This is a genomic window from Neobacillus sp. PS3-34 (assembly GCF_030915465.1).
Taxonomy (GTDB): Bacteria; Bacillota; Bacilli; order Bacillales; family Cytobacillaceae; genus Neobacillus_A.
Window position 1 is genome coordinate 4606054 of sequence record NZ_CP133267.1, and the last position, 12149, is coordinate 4618202.

A 12149-nucleotide genomic window follows, 5' to 3' on the forward strand; every position below is an offset into this window, starting at 1 on the left:
TGTAAGGTTAAAAAATAACTCCGCTATGCAAAATGATATTTGCATATGGAGTGGCTTCACCTGTCCGAATAACCGCTTTAGCCGCTTTTGTTACATTTTTAAATTCTTCATGCGATACGAACTCCAGCATTTCGAGCGGCATTAATTCCTCTATTTCTTTAAGAATCTCAGAATTATGCTGTTTTATCTCCATTGCTAACGTGGCTTTTTCAGCAATAAAGTCATTTAATACAATCCTTAAAACATCAGAAAAGGATGGTTTTCCTATTGTTAAAGCCAGGTCAATCCGTTTTATTCCATCAGGGATGGGCAGTCCGCAATCCGCAATGACAATGTAATCCGTATGTCCCATTTTTGCCATGACGCTGGCGATTTCACTGTTTAGAATCCCATTCTTTTTCATAATGCCTCCTCTAAAAAATAAGTATTATTCCATTCTCTCGCTAAATAGAAAGACTTTTTTATGATATGTAACGGATCCCCTTTTTATTTTTGTAATCTTTTAAATATTAAGATATTATACCTAGTTTTTAGACAAAAATGCTTCAACTTCATTAAGTGAAGGTATAGAAATTTGCGCACCATATCGGGTTACAGTAATTGCTGAAGCGGCAGTGGCATATTTTAATGCCTGCTCAACTGAAAATCCGGTCAGGACCTTTGTAAAATATACACCTACAAAGGTATCTCCTGCAGCGGTAGTATCTACCGATTCGACTCTATATGCTGGTGTGAAATAGCTTTGCCCCGCCTTATTTCTATAAAGGCTGCCATCCTTCCCTAATGTAACAATGACCTCATTTATTCCCTTGTTCATGAGGTAATCCAATGCCAAACTTATATCCTCTTTGTTCTGAATTACCTTTCCAGATAAAGTGGATAATTCTATTTCATTCACAATTAACACATTGATATACGGAAATATTTCTTCTGATATTTGTTGAGCCGGAGCTGCGTTGTAATAGACAGGGATGTCTTGCTTTTTTGCCAGCTCCATTACATATTTAGTGGCTTCCCATGCGATTTCATTTTGAAGTAAAACTGCTGCAGGGGTAATGGCTGTAAAAAGGACTGTTTCTATATCTCTTTTGTCAATTTTCCCATTCGCGCCTTCGGATAATATAATATGATTTTCTCCCTGCTTATCAACCGTAATAAAGGCAAAACCCGAATTCGTGTCCTTTTCCAACACATAATCAACGTTCACATTATTTTCTTTTAATGATTGAACAAGGGGAAGCTGAAACGCATCGCTCCCTACAGCACCCAGTATATAAACATCACCGCCTGATAGGGAAGCTGCAACTGCCTGGTTTGCCCCCTTACCTCCACTGCTGTACATTACTTTTTCACTTTTTAAGGTTTCTCCAGGTTTTGGATGATTCTCAACATACGTAAAAATATCCATATTAATACTGCCAACGACTAGTAGTTTTTGATTCTGCATGGTAAACAGCCCTTTTATCTCTATATTTTTTCTACCTTAACTGGCACTCCAGTATGAATGGATTCCCGAATGGCCTCTAATACCGCGATTGTTTTTCCACCATCAATTACATCGGGATACGCCTTTTCATTGTTAACTAAGCATCGGGCAAAATACTCGGTATAATTCACAAACTCGCCGGCGTGGTGGTTAATTCCTTCAAATTGAAAATAATGATAGATATCCTCAAAATAGGACTCTACCCGTTCTGGCTCTCCCTCATATTTTACAATTGCTTCTAATTGCGGGTATTTAGCAATAAAGGTTCCCTTAGTACCATAAACACCTACTTCAATCCATGGACGATTATGATGGGGATGCTCTAGGCCATACAAGCCTAGTACTCTTCCAATTCTACCGGATTCAAATTTCAAATTGATCACAAAGGTATCGTTTCCCTGAAATTGAGCCTGCCCCCCGATCAGAGATTGACTGGCATAAGCGAAAACTTCCTCAACATCACCCATATACCATCGGATTAAATCAACTGGATGTGAACAACAAGCAAATAATAGATCGAAATCTCCTTCACGGGCCAAGGACGGTTGTTATAAAACCATCTCATGTCATGGACATATTGCGTTTCTACATAGCTTAACTCACCAAGTTTACCGCTTTCGAATGCCCTTCTTTGGTGCTGCATACGCCAAAGAATCTTGAGCTTTGTCCAACAAGCAGTTGATTATCTGGATATGCATTTGTAAGTTCAAGGATTTCTCTCGCTTCTGCTAAGGAGTTAACGAGCGGTTTCGTACAAATCACATGTTTACCCGCTTCAAAGGCTATTTTTATATGTTGAATATGAAGCTGATCCGGGGTATAAATCGCAATGATGTCGACATCGTCACGATCCACCATTTCTTCAAGAAGCGTGTATCCATAAGGAACTGCGTATTCATTTTGAATCTTTTTTACTAATTCTCCGTTTACATCGCAAACGGCAACAACGGATAAATCAGGATGTCCGTGCAGTCCCTTAACTAAGCCTTTTCCTTCCCCTAAGCCGACTACTCCGATTCCGAAGCTTTTTCCAATTTTCGTATGGCGGGCGTGCCCTTCCATTTCATCACCTTCCTACTTTTCTTCGACCAAGCTGATTTGCTTTTTATATTTCCGTGGAAGCCGATCCTTCATTGGCAGCATATCAGGAAATTTTTTATGCGGTTCGAGCTGATACCAGTAAGCAGTGCTCGAATAATCATTCATCAATTTATTTGCATGGCCGTGTTCAATCGTTACCTTGATTGATTTTGAAAATTGAATCGGGTCTTCAATATGAAAACGGTACATGGAATTTTTTCCTCGCCAAGGGTTATCTTCATCTCCGGAATTTAAGTTAATCCCGAAGTATGGAGTGCAAAATTCATCTCTCGGGCAAAAAGCCGTATTAAAGTAATCCTCTGTTCCTGTTCCATGGATGGAGGGCATCTTTTCACCATCGATAAAGATCATGTCATCGCCCTCTCCGTACCAGTTATTTTTCTCCTGGGCAAAACAGTCAATATTTAAATTACAGCCTACATAATGCCCCTTGCCTTCAGCTTCCAGGATAATATAATTATCCTCACCCGTTAAATTCGGCTGCTTCCAAAGGACATCAAATAAATATTGCTGCCCCTCTTTTGTCGCCCCAAGCGGTTCTTGAAGAGGCATTTCCGCCCCCCATGTACCCGTGGCATTTTCTCTTCTCCATTGGGCATGAAAGCGACCAATATTGTCCTCCAGCTTTTCATATTCTTCATAATCGATATAAAAATAAAAATTAAGCTGTGATTCACATTCATTCACGATTTCAATTTTGGCGGCTGATGAATACGGCATGGAAAAGAAGCTATTAAACCCTCTCCCTTTATCTGGCCCCATGACAAGCGGCAGGGACCAAAAATCCTTGCTCATCCCATGGCCTATTCCAAAAAAATCACCAATCGGCACTTCAACGCTTGGATGTTCTTCACCGTCCCAAAACATCCGAATTAGCACCTTCCGGAGAAAGAATTCTTCTCCAGAAGGCGGGAACATCGTACACCAAATATGCCGAATGGAACCTGCCCCTTGAATGTCGGCGATTATCCTCGTTTCTCCTGCGGCAATTTCATACCAGTCATAATTTCCGCCAGTCCGGTCATAACTGGATATTCTTCCGCGTTTACAATTCCTGATCCTGGCCAAATCTGCCAGCGAGCTATATCCCATTCCCATAAATTCCAAATCCCCCTTAGCTTTCTATCAGATAGTTAATAATACTTTCTAATAAATACAGTCCTGCCGGGTTATATCTGATACCAGATGGCTGTGCACCTAATCCGCCCTCAAAGCGGAGAGTGGTCGCAATTAATTTCCCATCGCCAATTTGAGCTTCGAATAAATAATTAGACAGCTCAAATGTCCTTGCATCAAGGCGGTCAATTAACGGGCTATTCTCTGGAAGAGACGAGCGATCAAATGCTGTATCTGAAGCTACCCCATACAGTGCCATACCGGTATGATTTTCGTGTGGAAAGCAATCGACAACGAGATGGGAATGGAATAATTGAATGGATTCCCTCCAAAAAGGCAGATTATTGATAGGAAATTCCCCTTCACCCCTTTGAATATAGAGGACCTTTCCACCTTGCTTCATATATTCATAGTGATGTGACTGCAGTAAAGAGGTGACGATCACTTTTGGTTTTGAAGAATTTTCATCTTCAACTGAAGAATGCGCTAAATCACTATATATTTTTTCAAGTCCTGAGAGAAGATGTAAGGGATCATTGATGAGAATTTGTGAGCTCACTGGTTTGAGAAGCTCCTTAGGAAAAATCCAAAACGGCCATTCATTTGTGATTTCAGCTGTTCCGCCGCTGAGTTTAACACTTAACAGTATTTTTGTTGGTTTAGTGACTTCTGGCAAAATGACCTCGGCTATTCCTGCTTCCTTTGCCTCACCAGGTGTTAAAATAATATTGGATATTTCCCCTGAAGCAATCATGTCTTCATTTTCGACTTTCAATTTCCATGTCAGGCATGCATTTTTAAGAGTGAAAGAATCATAGTGTGAAATGAATAAGTGGGGTCTGAAGTTGTCATTTGAGTAGTAATTGTTAGAATCCCAGTTGATTAAACGGTCTCCGCCATTAACCCAGTTTCTGCGATTATCCCAGGTTAAGGAAATGACAGTGGCGTTATTGAATTGTTTAAATGCTGTTGGTTTATGATTTGGATTTCCGAAATCGTCAAAGATAGAACTTGTCGCAATCGGATTCCCTTTGATTGACGTTAATACATAGCCGGTTACCTTTTGGTAGGACCGAACCAGTTCCAATACCGCCTTTCTATAAACAAAAGCGCTGTGATTCGCATTTTCGACTATCTGTTGGGCTGAAAAAGGCAGGTTTAATAGGCCATTTTTTCTTCCTGTCGATACCAATGCCAGCGTTCTTCAATTGAACCTGGATTTTCGACGGTGTCATTTTTTAGCCACCAAGGAAGTTCTCCATTGTATTGCTGTTTTACTTTTTCGATATCCCTGAAAACATCATAGTCACAAAACTCTCCAAAAACCCATGGTTTTTCCTCTCTCCAGGAGCCTGCGAATTGATTGATTAAATCCCGATAAAAATGAACATCATTGTAAAAATGATAATCATAAAAATCCGCATATTCCTTTAACAGGCCACCATAACATTCTCCAGATCCACTATTGTCTCTAATGATGGCGTTATTCGTTAATTTTTTGGCCGTTTCATACAGATTCGAGAGAAACTCCGCATTTACGGAATGATCAAGCTCACAACCGAGAGTCCAAAGAATAATAGATGGATGGTTACGAATCTCCTTTATAATCCGTTCATACTGATAATTCACTCTGTTATAAAATTCGTCGGAAATCTTCGGCAGCCACATTGGAAGCTCCTGCCAAATAAAGATTCCCATTTCATCAGCGATTTCAAAATAATCCTTCGTAGGAACATATAAGCAATGTTTTACAAGATTGAATCCGCATTCTTTTACCTTGGTAAGTTCTGCACGAATTTCTTCACGAGTAGGGATTGGCGCAATCGTTTCAGAGTACCAGCCCCAATGCAGGACACCACGCAAATATAAAGGGCTTCCGTTTAAATAAATATGATCCCCTTCAATATGTACCTTCTTCATACCAAACCTTGTATGATCAGTAAAAATTTCTCTTTCTTCCAGGACTGCCTTTGTTTCCAATGTATATAAATGAGGTGTGTCTGGATTCCAAAGCTGAATATCATTCATCAGATTGATAGTCATAGAGTGATTTGTAAGCTGGTGAACTTCAGGTACCGTTAACGTTTTTGTGATCGTTTGTTCAAGGCTGCCATTTGGATTAAAAAGTGAGAACTGAACCTCCATTTCCTGTTGTTTGAATGAATGATTTTTAAGATCAAATTCAACTTCTATTTTTCCTTCTTTTACATCAGGTTTTACAAAAATATCCTCTAAAGTAACAGGTGGCATTAATTTAACCGTGACTGGCTTCCATATCCCACCAAAAATGACCCCGACATCCGGGAAAAAACCCGCAAGACATTCCCTAATTGGGAAACGATCGCCTTGTTTGTAAACTTTAACGAGTAATTCATTCTGCTCGGAAAAATCAATGTTATTCGTTACATCCAGTTCAAACCCATTCCAACCACCCTCATGGAAACCAATACTTATTCCATTAAGCCATACTTCACAATAATAATTGACTCCTTCAAAATGAACGGATATTGCATTCCCTTGCCAGTCTTCCGGAACGGAAAACCGTTTCCGGTACCACACTGGGCCATCCGATTTTTTATCTTTGTCCGTCTGCTCCCAACAGCCTGGAACAGAAATTTTGTTCCAATCGCTAATTGATGCAATTTCTTTACTGCTCTCGATTGGTTCAGAAAAATTAACATAGACATCCCATTCACCTGATAAATTTACTTTGTTATCCATGAAGTATCCCCCAGTTAATTTATTTTTTTGTTGATTTCCGGATGATGAGTTTTACAGGCAGTTCAAAGGTTTTATTTTCATTTAGTTCTCTTTTTATTTTTTGAATTAAAACATCGGTAGCCAGCGCACCCATTTCATAGATTGGCTGTGCAATCGTTGTGATACCAGGCTCTGTATATTCGGTAAGCTGGATTCCATCAAACCCGCAAATCGCCACTTGCTCCGGTACCTTTATACCCATGTGGAGCAACTCCTTCAATGCACCAAGAGCCATCAAATCATTGCCGGCAAAAACCCCATCAATGTCGGGATTTGAGATAAGCAGTCTTTTCATCGCTTCTCTTCCGCCTTTTATATCAAATCCGCCTTCTTCAATGAAAGAGTCATTGAACCAGTCAAAATGTGAAACCATTTCTGTATATCCTATTAATCTTTCATGAGCCGGATTTACAATCTTTGGACCTGAGATATGAGCTATTTTCTTACAGCCAACATCTAATAAATGCTTAACTGCAACCTGCGCACCCTCCGTATTTTGCGCTCTAACGATGCTGCAGTTGTTATTCGTAAATGGGCGGTCAAGCAAAACAACAGGAATTTTAGAACTCTGTAATTTCTTTATCGTCTCCTCCTCAACCGTGTTTGAAACGATAATCAACCCATCAATACTCTTTTTCTGCATTACATCAATATACGATTTTTCCTTTTTCTCGAGATTATCCGAATTACAAAGGAAGACATTAAATTGGTGCTGCTGCGCTATATCCTCAACTGCTCTGGCAAGCTCAGGAAAAAACGGGTTTGAAATATCTGGCAAAATTAAAGAGATTGTCTTCATCGTTTTTCCAGCTAAGCCCCTTGCCACAGGGCTTGGTTCGAAATTAAGCTCTTTCATCGTTTGCATGACTGTATTTTCAGTGTCCTTGTTTACATAGCCATTTTTATTTAAGACACGTGAAACCGTTGCTACTGATACTCCGGCCATTTTAGCCACATCTCTTATCGTCGTCATTCATTCACCTCATATGTAACCGGTTACACACCGGCATAAAAAAAGAAAAATTAGGATTTTTTTCAATTATAATGCTAAAGGTTCGTATTGACAACTGAAAAAGCTAAATATTTTTAATTTTCTAATTTATATGTATCGATGATTTTATTATGAAAAATAATTAAATTTTTGTCCAAATTTAGGTTACTTCTATGTGTATTTACCCCACTTGCTTTTACCCTCGAAAAGGAAAATTCACATGCTCGTAGAATTAATAGGGGATAAAGTTTAGAAAGGCTGAAAATATGATGGACAAGGAATCTATTAAGGAATTGATGGACAAGGGTATTATTCCAAACGAAATAAAGAGTGAAAAATCATTAAGCGGAGGTACGGTGAGTGAATTAGTACTTCTGGAATTCAATGATGGCGCCAAAAGAGTGATAAAGTCCAATGAACCGCATGTTATTGAAGCTGAGGCTATGTTCCTGGAACATTATCAAAATATCGAGCTACTGCCTCAGGTATATTATGTGGATCCATCACACAAATTCATGCTGTATTCATTCATCGAAGGATCCGTCACGTTTAATACAAAAAATAAAGAGAAGACACTGAGGGAACTTGTAACTTCAGTAATCAACCAATACGAACATATTTCAAATCCCAATGGTTGGGGCTGGGCAGATGAATTATCCCCTTCCTGGGTGGATTTTCTTTTATCACGGCTAAATGAGTCAAGTGCAATCCTGGATAACACACTGCCAGCAGAGGATGAAAAATTAGTCCGAGCTATCATTGGAAAACTCCATTCAGACAACGCAGAGAGTCTTCCCTGCCTTCTGCACGGTGATTTCGGGTTCCATAATTTTATATTTGAAGATCATATACTATGTGGCGTGATTGATCCTACACCCGTTTATGGTCAACCGCTTTATGATTTAATCTATGCCTTCTGCTCTACACCCGACGGATTAACAAAGGAAACGATTGAATCAGCAGCAAGCCTTCTAAATGAATCGAAAAGCGGACAAGACTTATATGAGGAAGTACTGGTAGGGTTATTCTTCAGGATCGCTTCTTGTATTAAGCACCATCCGTACGATTTAAAACAGTACTTGGAGGCATGGAGTTATTGGAAAGAAATTGTATAAGGATAAAAAACTAAGGCATCCGCCGAGTACTTTGACGAATGCCTTAGTTTCCTTATTAATTGATTGCTGTTTTTCAATCATGTCTATAATCGTGTTTCACCGACCAACTATACTTATTTTCTAATTAAACCAGCAGTTGTATACGATTCCCTGAAGGGTCTGCGGTAATGAAGACACCATCTTCCTCTTTTACCGATGCCCCCATACCCACTAATTCGTTGATCACATTTTTTCGAGCATCCTCACTTGGAAGCACAATTGAGAACCAATTTAACCCGACGCTATTTTCTGAAGGAGCAGGAGCACCCTCCCCTGCCCAAGTATTTAAACCGATATGATGATGATAATTACCTGTAGAAATAAAAAGAGCCTGGTTGCCAAAATGATTTACAACATTGAAACCTAAACCCTTAACATAAAATTCTTCCGTATTATTTAAATCAGATACGTGCAAATGGATATGCCCAATGATAGTCCCTTCAGGGAGACCATTCCATTGCATACCTTTACCTTCTGCCAAGATGCTTCTTGCATCCAGTTGCTCCGTCGCCATTGCCACTTCCCCGTTTTTCCAGTCCCATGTTGAGGCTGGCCTATCCCAATATATCTCTATCCCATTGTCATCCGGATCCTGTAAGTAAAGAGCTTCACTTACATAATGATCTGCTGCTCCCAGTGGATAATTGAGCTGAATAAGATGCTCCAATACCCTCCCCAAATCAGAACGTTGTGGTAAAAGAATGGCGAAATGATACAGTCCTGTAGTATTTCGTTGTTTTGAGACAGCCCTTGCCGGTTGTTCCAGCGTTAACATTGGTGTTTTACCATCTGCAGTAAGTTTAGCTGTTGTGGCGGTTTGTTCTAGTATTTTAAATCCGACAACATTTTGATAAAAGATAAGTGAACGTTCTAAATTGGAAACCTTTAAATCCACCTGGCTTACAAATGTGTTTGGCTTGCCATGAAAATTCATTCTTATTCCCCTCCTGTCATATGATTTTCATTAACCTTCAACTTATTCTTATTATTTTTTTCAAAGTTTACGTCATGGTACCCCTTTTTTCAAGTAAGAGGTTTTGTATTCGAAAATTATTAATATAAGAATAGGAATATACTGCTTAATTTTTTCTTTACTCTCATTACGGGGTATCTTAAATAGTAATAACCGCATAAATTAAAAAAGCCGAACATGCTGTAACATGTCCGGTTAATTCCACCTGAGCCGCAAACTCAAGGGTGGATTATTTTTTTGATATTTTTGAGATTTTCCTACAGCAGCTTCGCCATATAAAACTCATTTACAAATTTTCCATCAACAAAGAGGGAATCATTTTTTGTACCTTCAATCAGAAAGCCCATTTTTTCATATAAACTTCTGCCCGCAATATTATGCTCGATTACGGTCAGCTCGAGGCGGCGGATTTGTTTGCTTTTTGCCCATGCCTCTAATTTCTGGAAGAGCATCGTTCCTACACCATTTCCTCTAAAAGCTTCGCCAACACCAACAGCTACATGGACAGAATGTCGAATTCTATTAATATTATTTCCCATTGCAAATAGAAAGCCAACCAATTCGCCGTTCTCTTCCGCCAGAAATATGGCTGAATTGTCTTCTGCTTCCATGGATTCGATTAACCTCCTTTGCTTTTCTTCTGTCGTGTTCCTTTCCCCTGGATCATATAGCATAAAATTTGATTCCTCGACTTGCATCCTTAAATTCAATAAATTTAAAGCATCGCCCTGAACTGCCTTCCTTATAATCATTTAATCTCCCCCATAAACGCTCTATTAACTATTTCTTATAAAATGAAGGAATTCCTCCTATTTCCTAAGTGAAAATATAGTATAAAGATTAAATTTCCAATAAGCCCGCACTGGATATAGTGCGGGCTTTCTTATTCTCAACTTTTTAAATAGTATATTTCTTTTTTGAAAAAATTCGCATAGTGCCTGCGGATTTTGAAGCTTAAAAACTTAATTCTTCCCTTCTAGCTGATATGAATCATTTTTCAACAATAATAAAGATCCGGCACATACTATTGCTCCTAAGAGTGCCTCCCCTGGAAAGGCATATTCAGCCATCCACTTCAATTGCTCAATCCCAAGTACTGCCTGGGGAGCTACCATCATCCACATTCCAATCGCAAATAATAGATATCCAACTATTTTCATGTTCTTGCCTCCTCTTTTTCCATTGGTGCGAACCGATCCTCGACCATAGCTCCGATTAAACCATCATCTGTAGTATTTACTGCAGTTGTGATCATGGGTATTAATCCTGAATACATCGTGATAAAAGTCGTTGTAAAGAGTACCGGATCAGGCACCTGAAGAATGAGTGCGATAACCGGTGACATAAAGAATCCAGCTCCACCTGGTACTCCGGGCGATTCCAACCCTAAAATCCAGAGCGGAAGTACAAGTAAGAGAATTTCCGAAAATGACAGCGGAATATGCATCATCTCACATGTCGTAACAGTGACTATTAAAACAGCCATTGTAGCAGTGCTCTTATTCAAAACAGTTCCGAACACAATGGATGTTTCAGCGAATTCAGGTTTGAGTTTTAGATCTTTTTCAGCGGAGATAATATTAACGGCAAGTGTATCGTAAGAACCGCCCGTACCAAAACCTGTTGAGAAAACAGTAATGTAGTATGACAAGATTTGTTTCCAGGTTCTTTTTGAAATGAGCTTTGTCACGATAAGCATGACAGCGGTCCACGTTAAGGCCATGCACATTACCCAAAGGACCGTTTTTCCGTAGGCAGCTACTCCATTTGTTCCGAATTTAAGCGGAATATTAATAGCGAGACATCCAATCATAATCGGGTAATACCAGAGCAGCTTTTTAAAGAATCCTAAAATGTGATCACTAATTTTCATAATCCCGTTGGCGACGGGAACAAAGCGTTTATTACTAGATGCGAGCCAGCCAATGAAAACCGCTGCGACTAGGACCTGCAATAATGGATGCTGCGTGATAATGGTTTTAAATGTTCCAAATATACCAGTGATAAGGGTACCGAATCCTGCAGCATGTGCTCCTTTTGTGTCAAAATCAACCCCTACAATCACCTTGATGAACAAGCCTGCCCATGCTAATGCTGCCAGCCCAAGAACAAGGTATAAAAGAAAGATGCGGCCAAACAATTTTCCTGCCTTATCTTTATGGACAGTGATCAGTTTAATCGTTGCACCAGAAAGGAGGAAAAAAATGATGACAGTGGCAAAGGTTACAATCGTTTTCGGAAAAATCTCTCCGCTTTTTGCCAGTGTTTGAACGAAAGCGTTATGAGGAAAAAACAAACCGAGAAGAAAACCTGTGGCGAGAGTGATGAATACCCAAAATGGAAAAGGGATACTTTTAAAAAGATTTTTAGTCTGTAATCCTTCTTTCTGAGCCTCCCTGCTTTCAAAGCTGTCCTGCTCAAGGTCTTTGCTGCTAAGTGTATTGATGTCCATATTTGCCACTATACATCATCTCCTTTTGTGGATTTTGATCATCCAGAACTGGTATGACCAACCATTCAGTCGAGAATGCGTTTTCAAAAGGCTGAAGCTAAAGAGACTTTTCATTA

13 protein-coding genes are annotated in these 12149 nt (G+C 39.5%); 1 reads left to right on the forward strand and 12 read right to left on the reverse strand.

What is annotated here, in order from left to right; all coding sequences use genetic code 11:
* Nucleotides 1-7 precede the first annotated feature (7 nt).
* From rbsD to RCG23_RS24285, 8 genes are all read right to left on the reverse strand, one after another.
* On the reverse strand, nucleotides 8-403 hold the full coding sequence (rbsD, locus tag RCG23_RS24250) for a D-ribose pyranase (RefSeq protein ID WP_308177759.1): 396 nt from the start codon (nucleotides 401-403) through the stop codon (nucleotides 8-10).
* A gap of 120 nt (nucleotides 404-523) precedes the next feature.
* Nucleotides 524-1447: a ribokinase gene (gene rbsK / locus RCG23_RS24255; RefSeq protein ID WP_308177760.1), complete on the reverse strand. Its 924-nt coding sequence runs from the start codon at nucleotides 1445-1447 to the stop codon at nucleotides 524-526.
* A gap of 20 nt (nucleotides 1448-1467) precedes the next feature.
* Nucleotides 1468-2025, reverse strand: a complete 558-nt coding sequence (locus tag RCG23_RS24260) for a Gfo/Idh/MocA family oxidoreductase (protein WP_308177761.1) — start codon at nucleotides 2023-2025, stop codon at nucleotides 1468-1470.
* A 55-nt stretch (nucleotides 2026-2080) separates the two neighbouring features.
* Complete coding sequence (locus tag RCG23_RS24265; RefSeq protein WP_308177762.1) at nucleotides 2081-2548, reverse strand: Gfo/Idh/MocA family protein; 468 nt, start codon at nucleotides 2546-2548, stop codon at nucleotides 2081-2083.
* A 12-nt stretch (nucleotides 2549-2560) separates the two neighbouring features.
* Nucleotides 2561-3685, reverse strand: coding sequence for a glycoside hydrolase family 172 protein (locus RCG23_RS24270; protein ID WP_308177763.1), 1125 nt, complete (start codon nucleotides 3683-3685; stop codon nucleotides 2561-2563).
* A gap of 16 nt (nucleotides 3686-3701) precedes the next feature.
* Nucleotides 3702-4790 carry a DUF8488 domain-containing protein gene (locus RCG23_RS24275; RefSeq protein ID WP_308177764.1) on the reverse strand — a complete coding sequence of 363 codons (1089 nt, stop codon included), beginning with the start codon at nucleotides 4788-4790 and terminating at the stop codon, nucleotides 3702-3704.
* Nucleotides 4791-4861: 71 nt separating this feature from the next.
* On the reverse strand, nucleotides 4862-6424 hold the full coding sequence (locus RCG23_RS24280; RefSeq protein ID WP_308177765.1) for a glycoside hydrolase family 2 protein: 1563 nt from the start codon (nucleotides 6422-6424) through the stop codon (nucleotides 4862-4864).
* Nucleotides 6425-6443: 19 nt separating this feature from the next.
* Nucleotides 6444-7436: a LacI family DNA-binding transcriptional regulator gene (locus RCG23_RS24285; RefSeq protein WP_308177766.1), complete on the reverse strand. Its 993-nt coding sequence runs from the start codon at nucleotides 7434-7436 to the stop codon at nucleotides 6444-6446.
* 284 nt (nucleotides 7437-7720) lie between these two features.
* On the opposite strand from RCG23_RS24285, the gene RCG23_RS24290 reads away from it, so the two are divergent.
* Complete coding sequence (locus RCG23_RS24290; RefSeq protein WP_308177767.1) at nucleotides 7721-8569, forward strand: phosphotransferase; 849 nt, start codon at nucleotides 7721-7723, stop codon at nucleotides 8567-8569.
* 124 nt (nucleotides 8570-8693) lie between these two features.
* Here the strand turns inward: RCG23_RS24290 and RCG23_RS24295 are convergent, their stop codons facing one another.
* From RCG23_RS24295 to RCG23_RS24310, 4 genes are all read right to left on the reverse strand, one after another.
* A complete protein-coding gene (locus tag RCG23_RS24295; RefSeq protein WP_308177768.1) occupies nucleotides 8694-9542 on the reverse strand; it encodes a VOC family protein in 849 nt (282 codons plus the stop codon).
* Between the two features lie 296 nt (nucleotides 9543-9838).
* Nucleotides 9839-10333, reverse strand: a complete 495-nt coding sequence (locus RCG23_RS24300; RefSeq protein ID WP_308177769.1) for a GNAT family N-acetyltransferase — start codon at nucleotides 10331-10333, stop codon at nucleotides 9839-9841.
* 210 nt (nucleotides 10334-10543) lie between these two features.
* A complete protein-coding gene (locus RCG23_RS24305) occupies nucleotides 10544-10741 on the reverse strand; it encodes a hypothetical protein (protein WP_308177770.1) in 198 nt (65 codons plus the stop codon).
* Nucleotides 10738-12033: a cation:dicarboxylate symporter family transporter gene (locus tag RCG23_RS24310; protein WP_308180169.1), complete on the reverse strand. Its 1296-nt coding sequence runs from the start codon at nucleotides 12031-12033 to the stop codon at nucleotides 10738-10740. The genes RCG23_RS24305 and RCG23_RS24310 overlap by 4 nt, the downstream gene beginning before the upstream one ends.
* Nucleotides 12034-12149: the final 116 nt, after the last annotated feature.